The organism is Chryseobacterium gilvum, from assembly GCF_025628965.1.
GTDB lineage: Bacteria > Bacteroidota > Bacteroidia > Flavobacteriales > Weeksellaceae > Chryseobacterium > Chryseobacterium gilvum.
Map to the genome: position 1 here is coordinate 522,250 of NZ_JAOTEN010000002.1, position 24,308 is coordinate 546,557.

Here is a 24,308-nt window from a genome sequence, read left to right on the forward strand (position 1 = left end):
TTATAAAGATGATAAATACACTAAATTTTGATTATCAGAATTGGCTCCTACAGTTTCAAGATTCGTGGTGTAGGAGGAAATGCAATCATCAATCATTGTTTGTTTTTCAGTTCTTGAGACCGCTATTTTTTCACTAATAAAAGTGATCCATCCCTGAACATATTCTGAAGCATACAGCTTATAATCTTTGGTGGGAATTATAACTCCGTCTATAATATTTTGTAGCTCTTCAATTCTTCCGCGGGTTTTTATTACAATTTCTTTAGTATTTCCAATGTTTGCGAGAATTTCTTCAATCTCCTTTTTAAGAACATTGATTTTTTCTAAAAGAAAAAGTACATTTTTCTGGCGTATTTCCTGTTCGTTTTTTATTTTATCTTTATCTCTATGCTCCTTCATCACAAAGTCAAAAACCAATCCCCAAATAATATAAACAATGAATCCTGCGAAGATTATTCCCCAAAACTGAATGGTAGTAAAGGCGATTTTAATATCAAATGGGGGAGAATCAAATGTTTTGTTTAATTCATATAATTTAGACTCGATCTGATAGGCTAAAATGGCATCGAAAATGAATGTAACAATAAACAGTAAACCAAGTTTCACATAATTTGCCCATGTTTTAGTTTCATTAAACATGTGAATTAAAAATCCCAATCCTAAAAAGACAAAAGGAATAAAAGTCACAAATGCACCTTCAATTGATCCTTCAGACCAAGCCCTTTCCCAGGCTCTTGCATCCAAAACACTTTGTATAACAGTAACTTTTGCATCAAAACTTTTAAAAAACGCAGAGTAAGAAGTTGAAATATAAAAAGTTAACAGATACAAAGTAATAGGAACAAGGAGAATAGTGCCTATCCAAAATTTTGTAGATGCCCCTTTTGTAGCTTTCACATTATATTTTTCGGGGTTTCTAGGGAGATCATTGATCTCAGCTTTAAAGACCTGAATCTGATTTTGATAATTTTCAATTTCTTTATTTTTATTTTTTAACTGATCTTCTTTTGTTTCTAAGGCAACCGTTAAAGCTTTTATTTCTGTTTCCTTGTTTTTCTGTTCGGTCACGTATGATTCTTTCAGCTTTTGCTGTTTTTCAACCATTTCTTTTTCCTCATTCTGGAATTTTGAGTACACTGCATCCAAACAGATGGATAGGGTAGAGTGATTTCCGCTGGTTCTGGAACTGTCTCTGTATCCGGATTCGTGATAGGTTCTTTTTCTGCTTTCTTCTGACGATTCTACATTAGAATTAGTTTCTGCTTTTGAAGATTCTTCTTCTTTCGGAGTTTCAACCGGGATAGATTTTAATTTAAATAAGTTCTTTATGCTTGTGGTATCCATGATGTTTTAGTTTTTTAATTCATATAAAATTTCACTTTTATTTTTTCCGTTTCTTACGGCCTCAATGAGGTAATCAACAATTGAGGTTACATTTTCTTCCAGAAAACCAAACATCAGAACACATTTTTGCATTGCCGAGTACTCGTTGGGAGAAACAATACCATCTGCCCAAATCATTACTGTAAGATCATACAGATAATCTACTTTTTCTCCGATGGTTTTCGGAACAAGAGATTTAAAATTAAGAGGTCTTACTAGTATTTCATCCAGATTTTTAGATGAAATCCCTTTTTCTTCCGCACATTGGTAAAGCATCTTTAATTCTAAGGTGCTAAAATCATCATCACAGATTGCCATTTGATATAATCTCAGAAAGTGAGCTTTAAGATTTTCGGTGATTTGATTATTTTCCATAGTTGGTTTGGTCTTCTTTAGGTTTTTTAGGATTAATAATTTTATCTCGCGGGTATGTTTGAGGCTGCGTTGTATGCATTGAAGATTCTTCGGTAATTTCCTGTTCTTTTTTTTGTTCCGGCTTTTTAGTAAAAGCAATGAGTAAGAAAAGAATTCCTGTAATGGTATCGATAGGAATCCATAAACTTTTACGATATAAATAAATGGGAATAAAAGGATTGAAAATAATAAGAATGACGAGAAAAATAATACTGAAATAATATTGTTTGAAGCCCAAAAGGTTATAAATAACAATTGATGCTCCAATAAAAACAAGAATTCTCAAAAAGGTATAATATTCAATAGGCAACCTGAAAATACCTGCGAAACAACATAGCGCACAGAAGGTGAGAAATGGGCTCATGGTTTTGAAAGTTTTAAAATCCGGTTCTGAGATTATATTTGTAGTTGAAATTATCTTCAGACATAAAGATAAATACGAAGAAATCAATGCATGCTATTAATGAAGGAATAAGCGTCCAGCAGAATAAAAGATAAAAGATTCCCAGTGTATTCCGACCTAAATAGAATCTGTGAATGCCCAATCCTCCAAAAAAAAGAGCAAGCATTGCGGTTGTAAATTTTGATTTCATGATTAAACTCTTGATAATATTTCATTCTTTTTAGTTTCAAATTCTTCAGGAGAAATGATCCCATTTTCCACTAAACCTTTTAGTTTCTGTAAAACGGCAAACGGATCTCCAGCTTCCATAAGCTGAGGTTTTGGTGGTTGTGTCTGCAGAGGATGTGCAATGATGGGTGTTGTATTATTTACAGTAACTCTGCCTCCCGCGGAAGCCCTTCTTAATTCAAGATCTTTTTCTCTGCGGACTCCTCTCATCTGCTCTTCTATTTCCTGAGCAAACTGATAAAGCTTTCTTGCCTGTGATTTTGGAAGATAATCCATCATGTTACTAAAATTACTTACAGTTCTCACTATAAAAGTAGATCCCAGAATTCCTTCTTTGATATGACAATCGGCAACATCTACCCAACTGTAATCCTGAAAATCCATAGAAAATCCAAAGTTTTTAGGCCTGCAGAAAATAATTCTTCTATTAGTAAGTGCGATACAATCTGGAGACATATTCAAAGCAGGTTTTTTCTGCACTGCAATATATTCTACAAACTCCTGTGAAGTAAGAAGACTGTTGATTCTTTCCAATAGTTTTTCAACCGCTTTTGGATCTTGCTCTTCATTTAAAAATTGTTTTAAATTCATGATGTGTTGATTTAGTGTTCTATTCTATTTTGAGCTTCAATCTGTTCTTCATACCAATATTTTTGGGTACTAAAATCTAACGGCCAATCTCGTTGAGCCTGTCTTTTTATTGAGTTATCTTCTATAGTTTCCATATAATCATATGCTTCAATTTCTTCATTGATCCAATATTCTTGTGTAGAGTAATCATTAGGCCAATCTTTTTTAGCTTTTTCTTTTAGCTTAGTAATTACAGCATCCTTTTTAGGGTCTGTTTTTATCTCTACTTCTTGCAGATGAACATCATATGTTTCTATGGTATTTAAATTTTGATAAGATGATTTTTTATCTTTTTTATCATCCATACTTCCAAAAGCGATGAAAATAAAAAATAGAAATATCCCTGCTGAAATGATGTGTTTAAATTTTTTCATGTCTTTTTAGTGTTAAGAATTATCTTTGTTGATATGTGATAAGGAAAAATTGTCCCAACTGAATAGAATATGGCGTCTAAAAAATCAAATGTTCCCGGAATGATTTTAAAAAGTTGAAGAAATTCTGATGAGATGGCAATAATCGGAATGCTGAAAACCCAAAAAATATTTTGTCTGGTAATTAAATGTTTCCAAATTTTTAATGAAATAGCTGTGTAAGAAAATATCCAAAGACCATCTGGAAGACTATAAATAAACCAATTCGGAAAAGAATAAGTGGTTCTGTAGCTCTTGATCAGTTTAATTTCATCAGAAATATTTATATACCTAAACCATTGAAACATAATGAGCGTCTCTGTTCTGAAAATAATATAAATAAGCCCACCTAATATTAGAGGAATAAAATACAAGATTATCTTTAACCTCTTAATCATTATTGTACATCTTTATAATAAACATACCCTATTTTTCCGGATTTCTGCACCTTTACTTTTTTCCAATACTTTTGGCTGGAAATTGGAACTAGTTTTGTATCCCTCGAGGTTTTTTCTATGATTTTAGACTGAAGAGTCGGTTTCTCATAAATATTGATTAACGAAACAGTTGAATTATATCGATTAATATTAATCTCGCCGATTCGGATTTTTTGTGTTTTTGAAATTTTATTTTTTTTAGAAAGGTCAATATTTGAACTTATCGAGGTTTTAGATTTTTTGTGTTTTGAAGATGAATAATTTACAGATGGTCTATTCCTATAAGAATTCCCGGTGCAAACCCCACATGTTCCGCCACTGCCTGCGCAATGTGTGCATCCCGAACAGTTTGAACAGGCAGAACAACTTGAAGATCCGGTACATCTTCCGCCGCTGTGCAGGCTTTTTTCTTTTGATATAGAAAAAGAACCAGCCATCAGTACACAAAAGAAAATAATGAGTATAGATATAACTGTTTTCATGGGTGTTAGTTTAGTTATAATTATCTAAAGACTGATGAAGCTGGTTTCTAAAATTGTAGATTTCATCAAGATTATTCAGCAAAGCCTTTACACCAGATTCTTTACCGTCATGAAAAGTTTCCAGATATTTATTTGAAGTATTAAAATGAAATCTACACAGCGGTTTTCTGTTATTGTCATCCAATAAAACACCAAAATAAGACAACGTATCTCTGTGAGCAATCCTTTCTGAAGAAACCTTTTCTCTCAAAATGGCTTTTACAATCTGAAAAGCTTCCAATTCTTCTTCCGTTGTGATAATTTTAGAATCATTATTTTCACCAATAGGAACAGGATTTATTTTTTCTTCATGTTTTTCGATCTGTTCGTTGATGCTTAATGCAGATTTAAGCCTGAAACTGATTGATTCATTGATAGATGTCGTCAACGCTTTTTTAGTATATTCTTTAAAGGCAATCATCCGGTTTGCGGTCAAATGTTTTTCAAAAAAACGATTGACTAAAAGTTTTACCATCTCATCGGAAGGGTTTTCGATTTCTTTCTCAAATTCTTTTCGAATGGCTTTAATGTATTTTAGACCTTCTGCAGAATCTAAAATATTTTCCAGATTGTATTCATTTTTGGTGAAACTTTCGAGGATTTTTATGGAGCTGTCTTTGATATCTTCAATATCAATGGTGAAGAAAGGCTTTTCATCCATAATATTTGGCTTCTCAAGATCAGTGTAAAAGTTGTAGACAATTCCGTTGGTAAGAACTCCAAATCGTGATTTTGAAACATGATAATAGCGGTGAAGTTGAGAGTTGTGTGCATCGGCACTTTCTTTCCAGTGTTTGCATTCGATAATAAGAATAGGCTCATCATTTTTTTTGATGACATAATCTATTTTCTCTCCTTTTTTGGTTCCAATATCACAAATATGTTCCGGAATTACTTCTGTAGGATTAAAAATATCATATCCTAAAATCTGAATAAAAGGCATTACAAAAGCATTTTTGGTAGCTTCCTCTGTTCCGATCTGATCTTTTAATCCGATAACTTTCTGATGTAACTGTTCAAGTTTTATTTTAAGATCCATGGTTTTGATTTTTAGATAGTTTCGTCAACAGTTTTTGCGGTCGGAGCATTGGCTTTTACTGATGCAATTCCGGTTTCCATAGAAAATTTTGAACTGTAATACTGACTTTTACCGATGATTTCTCCGTTTCTTGCTTTCAGGACAAAATAGTCTTTGTTATTAACCGTCATTCGTCTGTCGTATCTGGAGTCGTCCTGCGAATTAATTTTTACAGATTCGATTCCTTTCTGGCAGGATGATTTCTGAACGTAGCCTTCACTCATTAAAATGATTTCGCCATTGCTGGCTTTAAGATTAAACTGATACTCTTTGTTTACTCTTTGAGTGATTACAAATTTTCCCATGATTATTATCTTATTTTTCTTGAATATTTATTTTTTACGTGCGTATTAATAAAAGAATTTAATCCACTTCCAGATCTTGCTAGATTAATCATAGTCTTAATATTACTTTCTCCAGCACTTGAATATGTATACTCATAGATACTACCTGTAGAAAATTCTACATGAATAAAATTATTTCCAATTTCAAATCCTGATATTCCAGAATCTCCATTGTTGTTTCCATACTTTTCCATAAATGAATTTTTATTTGTTTAATACTCCAAAAGTATAACCCTTTAGAAACCAATCCTTACGGGAAACCGTAAAACGAAAAAACCTTTCAATTTTTTGAAAGGTTTGGATAAATATTTTTTGAATTCTAAATAATTCCCCAGTCTTTACAAAGAGCGATCAGCTGCTCATTACTGCTTATTTCTAAAGATTCTTTCATGTTATTGAGCGCCTTTTCCACACTGCTTAAGCTGGATGGCTTGATATTGTTCTCCTTCAGATAATCAGGAATGTTTTTTTGAATCATGCCTTCTGAAAGTAGTGTAACAAGAATAATCTCAAATCGGGTAAAATTATAGGAATTTTTAGTTTTTATTGAATTTTTGACATTGGCCGATATGTATTTTTCGTTATTATAAACAGCTTTTGCTGCTCGTTTTAATTCTTTAAGATCTTCACGTCCTTTTGATACAAAACCATTAATGTCGTAAGTTTTAAAAAGATCATCTATAATTTCAGCTCGGTCTTCTATTGAGAAAACGATAACTTTTATAGTAGGTTGTTCGCTTTTAATTATATTTATGAGTTCTCTGCCGCTGTTGATATTCTGCTTTCTGTGATCGTTGAGAAAAGAAAGATCGGTAATCAACAAATCATAAGGATTTTTCTCGCGGATGCTTTTTTTAATCTTCATCCATGCATCATCGCAATACTCAACAGTGTTTATGGTTTCAATTTTTAATTCTTCAAGAGCTTTCTGAACTGACGAGTTGTAACTTTCAAAATCTTCGGCTATTAGTACTTTTCTAAACATATTATTAATTTTTTGCTGGAAATGAAAGGTCTATTTTCAAACCGTTTTCTGTTTCCGTGTCAAAATTAATTGTCCCACCAATAGAATTTATACGGGATTCCGTATTTTTCAAACCGTTTTTAGGAGAATGTGTTACAATTCCTACACCATTATCAGAATATGAAATATGGATCAAGTCATTTTCCCTTGAAAAATCAAGGAGAACTTTATCTGCTCTGCTGTGTTTTTTCATGTTGGTCATGAGTTCTTGTAAAATATAGAAAATTTCAACTTTAGAATTATCTGAAACTTCTTCCCATAAAGATTCTTGATTACCTATAATCGGAACTTTTATATTTTCAGAAGCGTAGGATTTCAGCATTTTGGATAGGTGATGAGAGTAATTGTGTTCCGGAACCAGTTCATTATCGTCGTAGGAAATATCCCTTGAAATCTGATAAATAGTATCTAACTTATAAAGCAAAACTTCTTTGTTCATATCAGAAGTATTTTCTACTTCAGACATTACATGATACACTTTGTTTGCTACCTTATCGTGTACTTTTTTGGAATATTTGAGTTCAGTATTTTTTACTTCGAGTTCTTTTTCTTTTTTTTTTTCCTGTCTTATATGATTCTTTCTTTTTTCGTTCCAGAAGAAACCTGAAATTAAAACAATAATTAAAGAAGTAATACCAACGATTTGTTTAAAACTGCGTGATTCAAGGATTTGATTTTCCGCATTTTTTTGTTCTACATCATATCTTACCATTGCAAATTGGCTTTTGTGCTTATTTCTTGAAGTTTGTACACTTTCATTTATAGAATCAAGGTTTTCAAAATTTTGCAGATAGTTTTCGGGATCTAATGTTATAATTTTTTTCAATGCAGTTATTTGATCATCGGGACTATTATTTTGCGTTGCTTCTTTCAACATTTTTTTTGCATAATCTAATGACATTTTTTTGTCCTTATCAAAATAGTAACTAGAAAGCGTTTCATAACTTGAGTTTAAGCCGTCTCCGTCATTAATTTTTTGTCTAATTGCCAATGCTTTGTTGAATTCAGGCAAAGGGTTATAATTTTTATTATCAAGATACTTAGCTTTTGCTAAATTATTTAGTGCTCTTGAATAATTATCAGAGCTGTCGGCTAAAATTGCCTTTTTGAAATATTTTTTAGCTGATTTTATTTTCCCCTGATTTATCAATGCGTCACCAATATTATTATAGCAGATATATTTAGCCTCGTTGTTATCTGCAATGTTGATCGCCTTCTTATAATACACTATCGCACTATCATAATTTCTAAGGCTATTAGAGGAATTAGCAATGTTATTATAGCTAGAAGTCAAGATTTTTTTAGCGGTAACACCATGGTCGTTTTTAAGAAATTTATTGGTCTCTAATGATGTTTCAATCGACCCATAAAAGTCTGCTTTTTCTTTTTGTATAAAAGCCATATTCACTAAAGCTCTTGCTGTACCAAGAGAATCATTTTTTTTTAAAAAAGCATTTTTAGATAGGTTGAAATAATAAAAAGCGGAATCAGAACTATTGTTTTGATTAAATAAAACGGCTCTATCAAAATATTTATTTGTAGGAGGTTTACTAGTAATGCTGCTTTCTTTTCTACAAGAAAATGCTATAAATAAAATAATTAACAGTATGTTTTTCATGGAGTTAGTTTGGTTGCAAGGTAAGAAAAAAGGCAGATTATATAATCTGCCCTTTAATATTATGGATGTGGAGGTGTAAATGGAGGAGGGATTTGCCCAGTATTTCCACCTACTGGTCCACCTTCGTCACCAGTTCCCGTTCCGGGGTCGAAACCCGTTCCTCCTCCTGTTCCGGCATCTTGAGTGGTTACTGTTCCGCCGTTGTTATTGCATGTTGTATTTCCGTTATGGTTTGAGAATGCTAAACCTAATAGCATTAATAATAATTGAATCATTGTCAAAAAATTTAATGTTAAAGCATTCGTGTTCTTCCCTGCGAAACCGATCGCAGATAGTTTTACACGTTTTAAAAAATTCGAAGCGCTTCTTAAATTTTTTGGGAAGTGGAACCATCAAAAACGGAAGTGAAACATCTGCTTCCCAACCCGGATATTTGCTTCCGTTTTATGTGGTATTTAGAAATCAGTTTTGTAAATTTGTTTTTGTAATTGTTTGTTTGTCACTGATTTCTGAAGCAAAGATGCGACAAGAAGGAAGGCAGGTGTTAGAAAGTTCTTGGAAAGTTCTTGGAAAGTTTTCTACGGAAAACCGTATTTTTTTAAAGGAATAAATTTTTAATTTTCCGAAATAAAATTTTATTTATATGTCAAGATTTTTACTTCAGAAGCGAAAACTTTTAGAAGAAGTTTTTGAAAAAGCATCAAATGAAACGACTGAAAAAACATTTAGTGGAATTTCAAAATCGTTAGAAAGAAATTTGCTAGATGATTTTAAAATAAACCTTAGTTATAAGTCTTTTGAAACATATTATAAAACCATTGTGGAAAATGAGAACGATTATAATATTAAACCGGTTATTCTTGACGATCTGAGTAGGTATCTAGAATATGATAGCTTTAAAAACTATTGTTCTGATTGGAAAACAATAGAATATACAATAAGCGAAACGATCTCTAAGATTGTTATAAATATTACAAACAAACCGATTTTACAAATGCCAGATTTTTTAAAGAAAAATGGTTTGGGAATAGCAGAATTTGCTTTTGTTTTTTTACTTGTAACAGGAGGAGTTCTTTTCTCTAATGGAAAAAAAATTGACAATGGAATAAAAAATCCTTTTGGAATAATGTCTGAAATGAAGCCGGATATTGAAAAAAATTATATGTATTGGGACGATGACAGATATAAAGGAACAGATAGTAATTATGTTAATCCTGGATCTCATGTAATAGCAATGAATAAAGAAATTCTTTTACATTTAAAAAAGATAACACGACCAGATACTCTAACAGTAGAAAATGCAATGGGAAGTGTCTGGTATGATAAAAGTGATAATCAGGTAGAATTTTTTACCAGCCCTGGAATACATCCGGAAAACGGAAAGGCATTAAAAGACGTGACTGAAAGAATCCTAAACAATTACGCAGGACCTGAAGAAGAATAAAAAAAAGCGAAGATTACTCTCCGCTTTTTTTTATTCTGAATCGTTCAACATTCCCAGTTCCCCGAAATGTTTTTTGAATTTTTGAATTTTTGGTCCTACCACTGCGCTGCAGTAAGGCTGATTAGGATTCACATTATAATATCCTTGGTGATACTGTTCAGCAGGCCAGAATTTTTCAAATCTGGATAGCTCTGTAACGTACTTTCCAGGCCATCTTCCGGATTCCTGGGAAGTTTTGATGGCTTCTTCAGCCTTTGTCTTTTCGTCGTCGTCTTTATAATAAATGACCGAACGGTATTGTGTTCCAATATCGTTTCCCTGTCTGTTAAGCTGTGTAGGATCGTGAAGGAAAAAGAATACATCCATCAATTGCTCATAGGAAATGATTGCCGGATCATAAGTGATTTGCACTACTTCCGCATGACCGGTTTCTCCGGTGCAGACTTCTTCATAGGTGGGATGATCTTTATGACCACCGGAATATCCTGAAATGGCAGATTGTACTCCTTTCAGCATATTGAAACAGCTTTCTACGCACCAAAAACATCCGCCTCCGAACGTAATCTGTTCTAAATTATTATTATCCATTTATTTGATTATTTTTAAGTTTTTCTTTCAACAACTGTATTGAAAGAGTCATCAAAAATAGTGAAAATTGGGCCAAAACTGAAGCAAACAAAGGTTTAAACACAAATTATCTTCATAGATTTCACAAATAATTGAATGATTTTATAACAAAAAAAGCATCCAAAATGGATGCTCTATATTATTTTTAGGGGTTACTTATTTTCCCAGACCAAAGCACTTGCTCCTAAAATGGCTGCATCGGCTTCATCCAATTCACTGAAAACCAGTTTCACTTTATTCCTGAAAATCGGAAGAAGATTTCTTTCCATATGAAGTTTCGTTGGCTTCAGGATAAAATCTCCCGCTTTGATTACCCCACCGAATAAAAGAATAGCTTCCGGGGAAGAAAACATGACAAAATTGGCTAAAGCCTCACCTAATTTTTGTCCGGTATACCGGAAAACTTCAATAGAAATAGGATCACCCTTCAGTGCACACTCATGCACCGTTTTAGAATTAATTGCTTCTTCAGGATATTGACTGAGCATCGATTCCGGAAATTCGGCTCTCATTTTCTTTGCGGTAATGGCAATTCCTGTTGCAGATGCATAGGCTTCCAGACTCCCTTCTGATCCGGTACTCCAGTGTTTTCTTCCACCGGGTTTTACGATAGTATGTCCCAGTTCTCCGGCAAAACCATCATGTCCGTAAATTAATTTTCCGCTGGCGACAATTCCGCTTCCGACACCTGTGCCCAAAGTAATCATGATAAAATCTTTCATTCCGCGGGCGGCTCCGAAAAGCATTTCGCCATATGCTGCTGCATTTGCATCATTGGTTAAGGTACAGGGCATATTAAATTTTGCCTTCATCATTTCGCCAAAAGGAATGACGCCTTTCCAAGGTAAGTTGGGAGCCTGCTCTATGGTTCCGCTATAATAATTTGCATTCGGAGCGCCTACTCCAATGCCATCGAAGTTTTTTTCTGCCCCCTGACTTTCAATTAAAGGATAAACCGCTTCATACAGCGCATCAATAAATTCTTCAACAGTGGGATAGGCATCTGTGCGAATGCTGCCTTTTTCGAGAACTTCGCCTCTGTGATTTACAACTCCGAATTTAGTATTTGTTCCACCGATATCGATACCCAATGCAACCTGTTTTGACAAATCTACTAATGACATTTTCTTTTTTGTATAATTCAAGGGAATAAATTTATAAAAAAGATTGTATTAATAAATAATTAATGAGACAATATTAAAATATTATGCTGTTTTCTTTGTTTTCTTTCTTCTTCCCCACCAGATCAGAAAACCGCTTACCGGAAGGGAAGCACACATTAAGCTTACGATAAACGCAATAATTTTGGTAGGCAGGCCTAAAATTGCACCGACATGAATATCGTAATTGGCGGCTACAGCTTTTTCACCCAGATTTTTGTCTTCATGATTGTAGGTGTGGAGCAGCTCGCCGGAATTTTCATCAAAAATAAGGCTGCTATTTTTATGATACGAATAAGACAGATGCTTCACAAATACAGAAAAGTTGGGGTGCTCGTGATCATCCATATGCGGGTGTCCCAGATCTACCGAAAAGCCATAAGAATCCGGATATTTTGTCTGAACGGTGGTGATGACTTTATCCAAAGTGCTTTCATTTCTTGCTTCTATCGGTGCCCTTGTTGTGATATAAGAAAAATCAGGAGGTGGAGTGGTGCTGCCTGAAAAAACTACATAGATCATAGACTGAACAATAAAAAATGCGTAGAATAAGCCTGTTACTGAAAAAACAAGCGCAAAAACCGAGGCATAAAACCCTAAAATATTGTGTAGATCGTAATTTTTTCTTTTCCAGCTTTTAATATTTTTCCATCTGAATGAGAAGCGCTGTTTTCTTGCTGCCCTGTTTTTAGGCCACCACAAAATGATTCCTGAAATCAACATGAAAATAAATATAATTACGGGGATTCCTACGACATATTTTCCCCAGTCCTGCTTTAGTAAAAAGCTCCAATGAATCATTTTCACGATCTGAAAAAACCCATTCTTTTCATCATATAGTCTTAAAACTTTTCCGGTGTATTGGTTTACATAAGCAACTTTGTACACAGGAAATTCATCAAAATAGTTCCATGCGTCTGTATTGTGCTCATACCAGTAAAACTGATAAGATATTTTTTTATCAATGGGAACATTCACCCAATGAATCGGAAATTTTTCTTGTACCTGTGCATTGACTGATTTTTCTAAAACTCTGATAGGAAGAACCTGTTTCTTTTCAATGTTTTTTTCATGATGGTACATCACCTCTTTACGGGTCATGTTTTCGATTTCATCTTTAAAGACGTATAATGCTCCGGTCACCGAAACGATAAATATGATAAACCCGATCGACAAGCCCAGCCAAAGGTGCAGTTTCCCCGTCCATTTTTTAAAAATGCCCGGTTTCTTTTTATGGTGATGTTTTTTTCTCATATAAACAAAAACTATTCCCGAACTTTTCCAGGAATAGCAGATCTATAGCTCATTAAACTTAAAACTTATAAGTAACCGTGCCCAACGCATTGATCAGCTTTTGAGGATTGGCGGTGGAATATCCGATCCAGTAATGCTCGTTGGTAAAGTTATCTACTTTAACCCCGATTCTGAATTTTTTTGCATCATAAAATGCATTGGCATTCATGACGAAATATTTTGGAAGGGTAAAAGTAGTGACGGTTACCCTATCATTTTCAAGATTATTCAGTATTTTATTGTCGCTGGCAAAGTTTCCTCCTATCCCAAACCCAAGTCCTTTAAGACTACCGTCTACAAATTGATAGCTTGCATTAAAGTTTCCTAGCCAATATGATCCGGATGTTGCAGGTCTTAAGCCTGTTGATACATCTTTTGAATCATTATAGGCAATTCCCCCGATTAGTGAAAACCCTTTTACAAGATAGGCGTTTACTTCAAGTTCTGCACCTTTACTGTGTATTTCTCCTGTTTCGGTTTGCACCGCTCTGTTATTCACAAATTTCCCTGTATTGGTAAGGTAATTATTTGCTTTAATGTCATAATAACTTACCGTTGCATTGATTTTTCCATTTATGATATTGGTTTTAAAACCACCTTCAAATTGATTGGCTCTTTCAGGGTTTGATAATCTGGTTTCGCCTGCCTCGTTAAAGGTATAATAGCCATTACTTTTAAAACTGTTCTGATAATTTCCAAAAACAGAAAATTTATCTTTTATGATTTCATACACCAAACCTGCTTTAGGTGACCATGCAGATTGGGTATAAGGCGCAGTAGGATCATTAAAGATATCACCTCCCTGAAAATCATTATTTTCATAACGGATTCCTAAGACGATATTTAGGCCTGTAACCGGAGTAAACACGTTAGAAACATAACCGCTGTAGGTGTTAAGGTCTGCATTAATATCATAATTTCCAATGTTAGAAGGGTTTTCGTAAAGATTGCCGATTGTGGTTCCGTTAAAATCGGTGTAATTTCCTCCGTTTGCAGAAACAGGGTTGTTGAATGATCCAGTAGTCGGGACAACCAGATAAATGAAGCGTGATCTGTCTTTTGTTTTAAGATAGTCAAACCCGGCTACCGTTCTGTTTCTCATCCCGTTTCCGAAAGTATAATCAAAATTAAAATTCTGCTGGATCTGAAACCATGATTTTCTGCTGTCTCTTGTTCCCTGATCGTATCTTGATACCGACAAAGAGCTGTCAGGATTTAAACCTACTGAAAAATAAGGCCCGAATCCATCTGAATAACTTTGTGAGTTGTTGATGTTGGTCGATGATTTAATATGATCGTTGATCTTGTAATTAATCTGTCCAAAAATATTATTGACTCTCGCTGTGGTATAGAGATCATCACCGAGGTAAGATTCTTTGTAATTTAACCCTTTTGCTTCAAGATCTCTCATATTATCCACTCCTAAAGCGGGTGAAAGGTAAAAGAATAATTGCTCTCCAAGCGCTCTTGTATTGAACATTTCGTACTCTACATTAAACTGCAATCTATCAGAAGCATTATAAGTTAAAGTCGGGGTAAATGCGAAGAATGAATTTTTAGCATCTGTTTTCTGGAAACTCCCTTCATTGGTATAAGCTGTATTGACTCTCAATAAAAGCTTATTATCTTTTGTAAGCGGGGCATTCAAATCGGCTTGAGCTCGGTATGTATTGTAACTTCCGGCCATCAGAGAAACATTTCCTCCAAACGTTTCGTAAGGTTTTTTGGTTACTCTGTTGATAAGGCCTCCATACGAAGCAACATTACTGCCATAAAGCGTTCCTGAAGGGCCTTTCAATACTTCCAGCTTTTCTATATTTACCGCATCGATTGTTGTGGTAACGGGAGATACCAAACCGTTTCTCATAGAACTGCTGGAAACAAAACCTCTGAGTACGACAAATGCTCCTCCATCACCTGCTCTGCTTGTAGCATTCCACATTTTTTGCAGTCCGGTTACATTTCTGTAAGCATCATCCACCGTAAAAATCGCCTGATTCTCGAGAACAACCCTGCTGACAGAAGATAAAACCTGAGGATCTTCAATTGCCTTTAAAGGCATTTTATTAGAATAATCGCTATCTTTTTTTGAGATGGTATTGATAATTACTTCTTCTATATTTTTTGTCTGTGCAGAATCTTTTTCCTGTGCAAATGTCAATATGCTTCCTAATAGTGCTGCACCAATACATACTTTATTCATGAGTAAGATTATTTTTTTGCAAATATATTCTTTTTAATTATTCTAAATAAAATATAGTATTGATTTTTATCATATTCAAATCAAAAATGCTATTCCCCGGATAATAAAAAAGCCGCTTCAACTGAAGCGGCTTTATATATAGTTTAAAGAATTATTAATCCTTATGCAGGAATCTCACCTTTGTATAAGAAAGATATGATTTCTTTATTCATTTTATCAACCATTTCACTAAACAAATGGAAAGATTCTTGTTTGTAGATCACAAGCGGATCTTTTTGTTCATAAACGGCTCCCTGAGAAGATTTTCTAAGATCATCCATCTCACGAAGGTGAAGTTTCCAGTTTTCATCAATGATAGATAAGGTGATGTTTTTCTCAAAATCATTAATCAGGCTTTCACATTTGGTATCATGAGCTTCTTTAAGATCTGTTACGATCGTCAATGTTTTGTGGCCATCTGTAAAAGGAACCTGGATCATCTTAAACATCGAACCCTGATTTTGGAATACATTCTCAATAATAGGAAATGATTTTTCTTTCAGCAGGTTCAGCTTCATCTGATAATCTTCCTGTGCAGCATTGAATAAAATATTCGTTAAATCCTGTACGTTTTTATTGTTAAAATCACTTTCAGAAACTGGGGACGCCATGGTAAAATTCTTGATGATCTCAAATTCAAAATCTTTATAGCTTCCGTTTGCTTTTCCTTTTGCAACAATAGAATTGGAAACATCAAAGATCATATTCGTGATGTCATATTTCAGGTGATCTCCGAATAAAGCGTTCTTTCTTCTTTTGTAAATAACATCACGTTGTTTATTCATCACGTCATCATACTCCAAAAGTCTTTTTCTTACCCCGAAGTTATTTTCTTCGACTTTTTTCTGTGCTCTTTCGATGGATTTGCTGATCATAGAATGTTGAATAACTTCACCTTCTTTGTGACCCATTCTGTCCATCATTTTCGCAATTCTTTCAGAACCGAACAAACGCATCAAGTTGTCTTCCAGAGAAACATAGAACTGAGAGCTTCCCGGGTCTCCCTGTCTTCCGGCTCTACCGCGAAGCTGTCTGTCAACACGTCTCGAATCGTGTCTTTCCGTTCCGATGATCGCCAAACCTCCGGCTTCTTTTACTTCTTTGGTTAATTTAATATCGGTTCCACGACCGGCCATGTTGGTAGCAATCGTTACTACTCCAGGCTGTCCTGCTCCGGCAACAATTTCCGCTTCCTTCTTGTGAAGTTTCGCATTCAAAACCTGATGCTGAATTTTTCTTAATTGAAGCGCTTTTGAAAGTAATTGTGAAATTTCTACAGAAGTAGTTCCTACCAAGACAGGTCTTCCCGCTGCAGTAAGATTTTCGATTTCTTCAATTACAGCATTGTATTTTTCGCGGTTGGTTTTATACACCAGATCCTGTTTGTCATTTCTTTGAATAGGACGGTTGGTAGGGATTACCACTACATCCAATTTATAAATCTGCCAAAGTTCCCCAGCTTCCGTTTCTGCAGTACCCGTCATTCCCGCAAGTTTATTGTACATACGGAAATAGTTCTGTAATGTTACAGTCGCAAAAGTTTGTGTTGCAGCTTCGATTTTTACATTTTCTTTCGCCTCGATCGCCTGGTGAAGACCGTCAGAATAACGTCTTCCTTCCATAATACGGCCTGTCTGTTCATCAACGATTTTTACCTCACCGTCGATTACGACATACTCATCATCTTTTTCAAATAATGTATAGGCTTTCAAAAGCTGGCTCATGGTATGAACTCGTTCAGATTTTTCGGCAAATTCTGAGAAGAGTTTTTCTTTCGCTTCAAATTCTTCTTCTTTGGATAAATTTTTTGCCTCTACTTCTGCAATTTCTGTCCCAATATCCGGAAGAACAAAGAAGTTGTTGTCTGAATTCCCCTGAGACATGTATTCAACCCCTTTATCTGTAAGATCTACTTGATTGTTTTTTTCTTCGATGACGAAGTAAAGATCTTTATCTACAATCGGCATATCACGGTTGTTATCCTGCATATACTGAGCTTCAACTTTCTGAAGCAATGCTCGGTTTCCGCTTTCCGATAAGAATTTGATGAGCTGTCTGTTTTTAGGAAGGCCTCTGTACGCCTGAAGCAATTTGAATCCTCCTTCTTTTGTGTTTCCTGCAGCGATTAATTTTTTAGCTTCATTAAAAATCACGGAAACTGTTTTTTTCTGAACTTCAACAATTCTGTCGATGGAAGGTTTAAGAACATCAAATTCCTGTCGGTCTCCTTGCGGAACCGGCCCGGAAATAATTAACGGTGTTCTTGCATCATCCACCAATACAGAATCAACCTCATCTACAATGGCAAAGTTTAATTCTCTCTGCACCAGTTCTGCAGGCGAAGTTACCATGTTATCTCTCAGATAATCAAAACCAAATTCATTATTGGTTCCGTATGTAATATCTGAATTGTATGCTTTTCTTCTTCCGTCTGAATTGGGTTGATGATTATCAATACAGTCAATTGAAAGACCGTGGAATTGATACAATGGCCCCATCCAAGCCGAGTCTCTTTTGGCAAGGTAATCATTTACCGTTACCACGTGAACTCCTCTTTCAGGAAGCGCGTTTAAGTAAATTGGAAGTGTTCCCACCAAGGTTTTACCTTCACCGGTTGCCATCTCGGCAATTTTACCGCTGTGAAGAATAACCCCACCAATAAACTGAGTGTCGTAATGCACCATATCCCAGACTACGGGAGTTCCGGCTGCATTCCATGAGTTTTTCCAGACTGCCTGTTCTCCCTGGATTTCTACGAAATCTCTGGTTGCGGCAAGTTCTTTATCCATTTCAGTGGCTGTCACACGGATTTCTCCGTTTTCTGCCCATCTTCTGGCTGTTTCTTTAATTAAGGCAAATGCTTCGGGAAGTACTTCGGCCAATACTTTTTCTTCAATTTCGTAAGAATCTTTTTTCAAAGTTTCTATTTTAGAGAAAAGTGCTTCTTTTTCGTCAACATTGGTTGAGCTTTTGATTTGCTCCTGAATCTCTTGTACCTGGGAAGTAATGGTGGCGGTTGCAGCTTTTATTTTATTTTTAAACTCGGCCGTCTTTTCTCTTAAACCGTCATCAGATAATTGCTGAATGTTTGGCTCAACAGCTTTGATTTTTGTTACAACTTTTTTTACTTCTTTTAGGTCCTGCGCTTTCTTGTCTCCCAAAAACCCTTTAAGAACTTTGTTTAAAAAACTCATAAATTTATTGCTTTATGCTTAAAGCAATAAGCTTCAAGCGTTTTAATGACACGTTGACCGTGCAAATTTTGATATTTAAAATGGCAAAAGTTTAGGCTTACCTAAGCTTTACTTTTATTAATATTCGTCTTCGTTCCAAAGATAATCTTCATCTGTAGGATAATCACTCCAGATTTCATCAATGGCATCATAGATTTCTCCCTCGTCTTCAATAGCCTGAAGGTTTTCAACAACTTCCATCGGTGCCCCAGTTCTGATAGCATAATCGATAAGTTCTGCCTTCGTCATCGGCCATGGTGCGTCGCTTAAATATGAAGCTAATTCTAATGTCCAGTACATAATTTTTTAATTTTTTTTGCAAAAGTATAAAAATAGGTTATATTATAAACGTATTTTATGACTTGATTTTCAATTCTTTTTATAAATCCTGTCCGTTGTTAAATATAAACTCTCGTGAAAGCGGTATTACAACGTATTGTTGTCATTTTCTCAAAAACCATTCCACAAATTTTTTTATGCCATTTTGGAAGTTGGTGGTTGGTTTATAGCCTATTAAATTTTTAGCTTTGGAAATATCGGCATTGGTTTGCTGTACATCACCGGGCTGTAATGGCAGTAATTTTTTAATTGCCTTTTTATTCAGCGCCTGTTCAATAGCAGACAGCATTTCCGTTAACTGTATGACTTCGCTTTCTCCAAGATTAATAATTTCATAAATGTGAGAATGTCTCTGTAAGTAGTCTGCAGATTTAAGAATTCCGTCAATGATATCATCAATATAAGTGTAATCCCGTGCTGTAGTTCCGTCTCCGTAGAAAGGGATTTCCTGATTTTCAGAAATGAGTTTTGTGAACTTATGTATTGCCAGATCAGGTCTTTGACGGGGGCCGTAAACAGTGAAAAATCTTAGTTGGATCATGTCTATATGGTAAAGATGGTGATATACATGTCCCAAGATTTCTCCGGATCTTTTGGTTGCCGCATAAGGTGATATAGGATGATCTACAGGATCGGTTTCTGCAAAAGGTATTTTTGTATTGTTGCCATAAACACTTGATGATGAGGCGCAGATACATTTTTTGACACCAAATTCTGCACAAAGTTCCCACAAATTCATTGTGCCGCGGATATTGACTTCCTGATATTCTAATGGTCTTTCAATCGAAGGGCGTACTCCTGCAAGTGCGGCCAGATGAATTACAAAATCTATGGTATGCATCGAAAAAATACTTTTCAAGCCCTCTTTATCTCTGATATCCTGTACATATAAGCTGTAGTCATCTGACCTTGTTTGAGCTGCGAGATTCTGAAGGTCTGAGTCTTTATTAATATACTCAAATTCAGTACTTTTCCCGACAGATTCTAAGGTGTTTTTTACTTTTATCGGATACGCATAAAAATCATCAAAATTGTCAATGTTTATGACAGAATGTCCGTTTTTCAACAGGCGCTCTACTAAGTGTGAACCAATAAATCCGCTTCCGCCAGTGATAAGATATGTCATCTATGTTTTTTTAATTGCACAAAAGTATAAATTTAAAGGTTTTCAAAAATATATTTGAGTACATTTACTTTTAAAAGTAATCTATTTTATCTTATGCAGTTTCGAGGGCAAATTTTAAAAATGACGAGTTTCAATGATCAGCCGATACAATATTATCTCAATCTTTCCGGTGACCTGATCCATATGAATGAATTATTCGGAAAAGAATTAACCATAAAACATTCAGGATTTCAGTGCGTAAACTGTAATCTGGATAAAGCCGTTTATAGAATGGGTTTTTGTAAAAGCTGTTTTTTTGAAAGCCCGTTTGCGAGTGATACGATTATTCGTCCTGAGCTTTCTACCGCTCATTTGGGAATTGGTGAACGGGATTTAAATATTGAAAAAGAAATTCAGCTGCAGCCTCACACGGTATATTTGGCTTACACCGGCGATGTGAAAGTAGGCGTAACAAGAAATACGCAGATCCCTACACGATGGATTGATCAGGGCGCCACGTTTGCTTTACCAATTGCCCGTACTGAAAACCGGTACGAAGCCGGAATGATAGAGGTAGCCCTAAAAGATCATCTTCCGGATAAAACCAACTGGAAAAAAATGCTGCAGGATGATCTTGAAGGTGAGATTGATCTTGCAGATTTTCAGAAAAAAATTAAAGAATATTTTCCCGAAGATTTTCAGAAGTTTTATTCTGAAGGCGAAAATTTGTGGAGATTTGATTATCCATTCGATAAACCTGAAAAAATTACATCTTTTACATTGGATAAAAAGCCTGAGTTTACGGGCAAATTAACAGGAATTAAAGGTCAGTATTTAGGATTTGACGGCGGAGATTTTATTAATATCCGAAGCCATGAAGGATATGTTATAGAACTAAATGTGAAGAATTAATCATAAAATCAAGATTGTAGTACGTTAATTGTTATATATTGAAAAATTTATTTAAAAAAATTCAATTATAAAGTATTAAAATTGTTGCTATGAAAAAAAAATGGGTTAAAAAGCTAATATTCTCTCTCGGGGTTTTGCTCTGTATTTTTTTACTTTGCAACCTTGCACTGAATATCTGGCTCAAAACCCAGCTTCCCAATTATATAAAAAACAATACTGATTATAAAGTTTCCTACAAAAGGCTTGATGTAGATCTAATAACGGGAAATATTTTTGTTTCACAAATTACGGTAAACAATAAAAATCCTGAAAATAATAATGTGATTGGTTTACAAGGCACCATCGATACCTTGAAAATCAGCCGATTTGGAATTTATGATGCCCTCTTTAATAAAGTCATCAGCTCTTCTGATCTTTTACTTGCCAAACCCAATCTCAATATCACACTTGCTAAACCGATTGATTCCAAAACAGGAAAAAAGAGAAACCCTGTATCATTTGAGAATATCAGGATCAGTAACGGAACTATTAACGTCTATAAGCATACAAAACAGAATTTTTTAGGAGTCAGCCATTTAGATCTTTTGGTGGAAAACCTTCAGCTGACGGAAGAATCTGTAGAAAATAAGCTTCCCATCATTTTTGATCAGTACAGCATCAAAGGAAAAAATTTCTTCTTTCGGCCGGATGATATTTATACGTTAAAAATTAAAACAATTACAACGGTAAACGGTCAGATGTCCATCGAGAATTTTCAGCTGGTCCCTTTGATGAGCTTTGATGCGTTTAAAAAATCATATCCCAAAAAAACACAGCTGTATCAGTTCAATATTCCTAAAATGGATTTTAAAGATATTGTTCTTAAAAAAAATAAGATATCGCTCGCCAATGCCAAGTTTCAGAATCCTGATTTATTGATTTATACCACGAATGCCATTCCGGAAAAATTAAAAAAACCATTTAATTTTGAGTTAAATCTGGATGATATTGTTATGAATAATGCAACAGTTCAGATCAATAAACCCGATGGTGAAAAATTACTGTACGCAAAACAAGTGCATCTTGATATCAATCATTTTGAATTTGACAAGGAAATTTCGAAAGAAACGATACCCGTACGATATAAAGATTTTAAACTTTCAGGAAAAAATATCTGGTTTTCAAATCATCAGGATATTACAATTGAAAGCATTTCCCTGAATCCTAAAAAAGGAGATATCAGAAATATTTCAATCGTTCCGAACCCTTCAGGATCAGGGAAAACGACAATGAATCTGAAGGCGGAAAAGCTGGCTTTCAACATCAATAAATGGGAAATTATTGATAAAAAACTGAACCTGAACGTAAAAGACGTTTTGCTGAATAATGTGAACGGAAGCATTAAAGCCGGAACCAGCCTGCCAAATAAAAAATCAAATTTTGACGGAATACAGTTTCCGATCGTTGTTGGAAAAGTGATGGTTAAAAACTCCAGCATTACATATGATAAAAACAGTCAGCCGATTGCTTTAAATGATCTGAACGCGACGATTACCAATATTGAGCTGAACGCAAAGCCCAATCATTCCGGGATGGCTGTCACAATGAAAGAGTATTCGCTTACAGCCAAAAATTTTGGGTATAATACCAGATTTTATCATATGACCTCAGGTTGGATTGAACTTCATAATGATAACCTAAAAATCAATCAGTTTGCGATGAAGCCTCTCGTTTCGAGAAGCCAGTTTATCAGAATGATACCGGTAGAAAGTGATTTGTATGATTTAAAAGCGCAGCAGATATCGGCGGTAGGAAATTGGGATCTTTTTTCAGATCAGAAATTCATACACGCAAAAAATCTGACCATTTTATCAGCAGATGCCAATATTTTCAGAAGTAAAGTTCCCGCAGACGACCCGAAAGAAAAACTGCTGTATTCCAGATTGCTGAGATCAATAAAAATCCCTCTGTTTGTTGATAATCTTAATCTTAAAAATGCTTTTTTAGAATACGAAGAAGATACTCCGAAAAGCAGCGGCCCGGGAAAACTTACATTCAGCTCGATGAATATGAATGTTAAAAATCTCAATTCTGCAAAAATGAAAGGTAAACCGACAAAGGTGATTATCAAAATTGACTGTACTTTTATGAAAACGTCACCGCTTTCCGTAAACTGGAGCTTCGATACGGCAGATCAGAGTGACCGTTTTTCGATTTCAGGAAGGGCGGCAGGAATTCCGGCGGTGGCCATCAATGCTTTTATTGTGCCCTATCTCAGTGTTTCGGCAACAGGAACGATTCAGGAAATGCTGTTTGATTTTAAAGGAAATCCCAAAGGAATCGGCGGAACCTTTAATCTGAAGCATACTGATCTTAAGGTTTCCATTTTAGATAAAGAAAGTAAAGAGAAAAAAGGGGTTTTAAGTGCTGTTGCGAATATTTTCATCAAATCAGACTCAGGTAAATTTCCGGAATCTGTAGTGGTAGAAGGTGTAGAGCGTGATCCTACAAAATCATTTTTTAATTTGTTCTGGAAAGGAATTGAAGACGGCTTAAAGAAAACCCTGATCGGGAATGGGATTGCAAAAACAGAAAAAACGGTTAAAAATACCGTCAATGCGGTGAAAGAGGTAAAAGCTGCAGTAAACGAAACGGTTCCGCCAAAAGAAGAAAAGAAAAAAGGGCTTTTAAAGAGGGTTTTTAATAAAAAAGAAAGCTCCGGAACAAAATAATTGCGGAGCTTTATTATTATCAGAAATCATATTCTTTACTTTCTTCCACCGGAATGTCTCTTAAAAAATTATCGAACGCTTCACCGGGATATGTGCTGTACGCTCCGAAAGAGTCTATAATAATGCCTTTATTGCCTGAATTATCTTCCAAAACATATAAAACTGCACTGTCGTCGGGATTGCTGTCACCTTCAAAACGATACGTTTTTAAAATTTTCAGATCATCTGGTTTATAATTTTTTTCCGACTCTTCATACTTCATTTCGCAAGCTTCATTCATACGGAATTCTTTATTAATGCCTCTTTTTCTTAATTTTTCCATAACCTGACTGAGGGTTGTCATCTGATCGCTGGTTCCTGAATTTTCCATAATATTATTTTTCTGAAAGTACTACAATTATTAAACCATAGTTTATTGATGATTGGTAATCTCTCGAAGTGTGGCAGCTTTGAAATAAATTAATCATGTTAACAAAATTTATAATTTCAATATCAAAAAAGGTATATTATTTGATGGATTGTTTTCAAATAGTACAAACATGAAAAGAGAAGTTGGCGTTTTACTGGCAGGAGGAGTTGGTCTTTTAGCCGTATTGGGGATTTTAGGCTTTAAAAAATTAGTAAGCAAAAAGCAAAAAAAATATAACGAATATTACTCTGATTATCACAGACACTTTGATAACTCAAATGCCGATGATGATCATGGTATAGAATTTTTTGCAATGAAATAAATAGTAAGATCCAAAATATAT

General features: G+C 34.8%; 26 protein-coding genes. 5 read left to right on the forward strand and 21 right to left on the reverse strand.

Annotated elements, in window-relative coordinates; genetic code table 11:
* The 13 genes from N0B16_RS09125 to N0B16_RS09185 form a co-directional block, all read right to left on the reverse strand.
* Nucleotides 1-1,344: a beta-carotene 15,15'-monooxygenase gene (locus N0B16_RS09125; protein WP_262990527.1), complete on the reverse strand. Its 1,344-nt coding sequence runs from the start codon at nucleotides 1,342-1,344 to the stop codon at nucleotides 1-3.
* Between the two features lie 6 nt (nucleotides 1,345-1,350).
* Nucleotides 1,351-1,758 (reverse strand): hypothetical protein, encoded by a 408-nt coding sequence (locus N0B16_RS09130; RefSeq protein ID WP_262990528.1) that lies wholly within the window; start codon nucleotides 1,756-1,758, stop codon nucleotides 1,351-1,353.
* Nucleotides 1,748-2,161: a DUF6804 family protein gene (locus N0B16_RS09135; RefSeq protein WP_262990529.1), complete on the reverse strand. Its 414-nt coding sequence runs from the start codon at nucleotides 2,159-2,161 to the stop codon at nucleotides 1,748-1,750. The genes N0B16_RS09130 and N0B16_RS09135 overlap by 11 nt, the downstream gene beginning before the upstream one ends.
* 13 nt (nucleotides 2,162-2,174) lie before the next feature.
* Nucleotides 2,175-2,390 (reverse strand): TM2 domain-containing protein, encoded by a 216-nt coding sequence (locus N0B16_RS09140; protein WP_262990530.1) that lies wholly within the window; start codon nucleotides 2,388-2,390, stop codon nucleotides 2,175-2,177.
* A 2-nt stretch (nucleotides 2,391-2,392) separates the two neighbouring features.
* The gene (locus tag N0B16_RS09145) at nucleotides 2,393-3,019 is read right to left on the reverse strand and encodes a PH domain-containing protein (RefSeq protein WP_262990531.1); all 627 of its coding nucleotides are present in this window, start codon (nucleotides 3,017-3,019) and stop codon (nucleotides 2,393-2,395) included.
* An 11-nt stretch (nucleotides 3,020-3,030) separates the two neighbouring features.
* Nucleotides 3,031-3,432: a hypothetical protein gene (locus tag N0B16_RS09150; protein WP_262990532.1), complete on the reverse strand. Its 402-nt coding sequence runs from the start codon at nucleotides 3,430-3,432 to the stop codon at nucleotides 3,031-3,033.
* Nucleotides 3,433-3,865: 433 nt separating this feature from the next.
* Entirely contained in the window at nucleotides 3,866-4,387 is a 522-nt protein-coding gene (locus tag N0B16_RS09155) for a hypothetical protein (protein WP_262990533.1), read from the reverse strand.
* Nucleotides 4,388-4,397: 10 nt separating this feature from the next.
* Nucleotides 4,398-5,465, reverse strand: coding sequence for a type I restriction endonuclease (locus N0B16_RS09160; protein WP_262990535.1), 1,068 nt, complete (start codon nucleotides 5,463-5,465; stop codon nucleotides 4,398-4,400).
* Nucleotides 5,466-5,476: 11 nt separating this feature from the next.
* Nucleotides 5,477-5,809, reverse strand: a complete 333-nt coding sequence (locus tag N0B16_RS09165; protein WP_262990536.1) for a YegP family protein — start codon at nucleotides 5,807-5,809, stop codon at nucleotides 5,477-5,479.
* Between the two features lie 5 nt (nucleotides 5,810-5,814).
* Nucleotides 5,815-6,042, reverse strand: a complete 228-nt coding sequence (locus N0B16_RS09170; protein ID WP_262990537.1) for a hypothetical protein — start codon at nucleotides 6,040-6,042, stop codon at nucleotides 5,815-5,817.
* 125 nt (nucleotides 6,043-6,167) lie between these two features.
* A complete protein-coding gene (locus N0B16_RS09175; RefSeq protein WP_262990539.1) occupies nucleotides 6,168-6,833 on the reverse strand; it encodes a response regulator in 666 nt (221 codons plus the stop codon).
* Nucleotides 6,834-6,837: 4 nt separating this feature from the next.
* Entirely contained in the window at nucleotides 6,838-8,490 is a 1,653-nt protein-coding gene (locus N0B16_RS09180) for a tetratricopeptide repeat-containing sensor histidine kinase (protein ID WP_262990540.1), read from the reverse strand.
* Nucleotides 8,491-8,549: 59 nt separating this feature from the next.
* Entirely contained in the window at nucleotides 8,550-8,765 is a 216-nt protein-coding gene (locus tag N0B16_RS09185) for a hypothetical protein (RefSeq protein WP_262990541.1), read from the reverse strand.
* Between the two features lie 101 nt (nucleotides 8,766-8,866).
* Between N0B16_RS09185 and N0B16_RS09190 the strand changes: the two genes are divergently transcribed.
* Nucleotides 8,867-9,100 (forward strand): hypothetical protein, encoded by a 234-nt coding sequence (locus tag N0B16_RS09190; RefSeq protein ID WP_262990542.1) that lies wholly within the window; start codon nucleotides 8,867-8,869, stop codon nucleotides 9,098-9,100.
* A 33-nt stretch (nucleotides 9,101-9,133) separates the two neighbouring features.
* Nucleotides 9,134-9,934, forward strand: coding sequence for a hypothetical protein (locus tag N0B16_RS09195; protein WP_262990543.1), 801 nt, complete (start codon nucleotides 9,134-9,136; stop codon nucleotides 9,932-9,934).
* A 30-nt stretch (nucleotides 9,935-9,964) separates the two neighbouring features.
* On the opposite strand, the gene msrA is transcribed toward N0B16_RS09195, so the two are convergent.
* From msrA to N0B16_RS09230, 7 genes are all read right to left on the reverse strand, one after another.
* A complete protein-coding gene (gene msrA / locus N0B16_RS09200) occupies nucleotides 9,965-10,522 on the reverse strand; it encodes a peptide-methionine (S)-S-oxide reductase MsrA (RefSeq protein WP_262990544.1) in 558 nt (185 codons plus the stop codon).
* 191 nt (nucleotides 10,523-10,713) lie between these two features.
* Complete coding sequence (locus tag N0B16_RS09205) at nucleotides 10,714-11,685, reverse strand: ROK family protein (RefSeq protein WP_262990545.1); 972 nt, start codon at nucleotides 11,683-11,685, stop codon at nucleotides 10,714-10,716.
* 81 nt (nucleotides 11,686-11,766) lie between these two features.
* The gene (locus N0B16_RS09210) at nucleotides 11,767-12,975 is read right to left on the reverse strand and encodes a PepSY-associated TM helix domain-containing protein (protein WP_262990546.1); all 1,209 of its coding nucleotides are present in this window, start codon (nucleotides 12,973-12,975) and stop codon (nucleotides 11,767-11,769) included.
* A gap of 58 nt (nucleotides 12,976-13,033) precedes the next feature.
* Complete coding sequence (locus N0B16_RS09215; protein ID WP_262990548.1) at nucleotides 13,034-15,217, reverse strand: TonB-dependent siderophore receptor; 2,184 nt, start codon at nucleotides 15,215-15,217, stop codon at nucleotides 13,034-13,036.
* Nucleotides 15,218-15,378: 161 nt separating this feature from the next.
* Nucleotides 15,379-18,450 (reverse strand): preprotein translocase subunit SecA, encoded by a 3,072-nt coding sequence (gene secA / locus N0B16_RS09220; RefSeq protein WP_262990550.1) that lies wholly within the window; start codon nucleotides 18,448-18,450, stop codon nucleotides 15,379-15,381.
* Nucleotides 18,451-18,567: 117 nt separating this feature from the next.
* Nucleotides 18,568-18,789 carry a DUF2795 domain-containing protein gene (locus N0B16_RS09225; protein WP_027382805.1) on the reverse strand — a complete coding sequence of 74 codons (222 nt, stop codon included), beginning with the start codon at nucleotides 18,787-18,789 and terminating at the stop codon, nucleotides 18,568-18,570.
* A 142-nt stretch (nucleotides 18,790-18,931) separates the two neighbouring features.
* Nucleotides 18,932-19,954: a GDP-mannose 4,6-dehydratase gene (locus tag N0B16_RS09230; protein WP_262990555.1), complete on the reverse strand. Its 1,023-nt coding sequence runs from the start codon at nucleotides 19,952-19,954 to the stop codon at nucleotides 18,932-18,934.
* A gap of 93 nt (nucleotides 19,955-20,047) precedes the next feature.
* On the opposite strand from N0B16_RS09230, the gene N0B16_RS09235 reads away from it, so the two are divergent.
* A complete protein-coding gene (locus tag N0B16_RS09235) occupies nucleotides 20,048-20,845 on the forward strand; it encodes a DUF2797 domain-containing protein (protein WP_262990783.1) in 798 nt (265 codons plus the stop codon).
* Between the two features lie 89 nt (nucleotides 20,846-20,934).
* Nucleotides 20,935-23,556 carry a hypothetical protein gene (locus tag N0B16_RS09240; RefSeq protein ID WP_262990556.1) on the forward strand — a complete coding sequence of 874 codons (2,622 nt, stop codon included), beginning with the start codon at nucleotides 20,935-20,937 and terminating at the stop codon, nucleotides 23,554-23,556.
* Between the two features lie 19 nt (nucleotides 23,557-23,575).
* On the opposite strand, the gene N0B16_RS09245 is transcribed toward N0B16_RS09240, so the two are convergent.
* Complete coding sequence (locus N0B16_RS09245) at nucleotides 23,576-23,926, reverse strand: hypothetical protein (RefSeq protein ID WP_262990557.1); 351 nt, start codon at nucleotides 23,924-23,926, stop codon at nucleotides 23,576-23,578.
* Between the two features lie 169 nt (nucleotides 23,927-24,095).
* On the opposite strand from N0B16_RS09245, the gene N0B16_RS09250 reads away from it, so the two are divergent.
* Entirely contained in the window at nucleotides 24,096-24,287 is a 192-nt protein-coding gene (locus tag N0B16_RS09250; RefSeq protein WP_262990558.1) for a hypothetical protein, read from the forward strand.
* Nucleotides 24,288-24,308 lie beyond the last annotated feature (21 nt).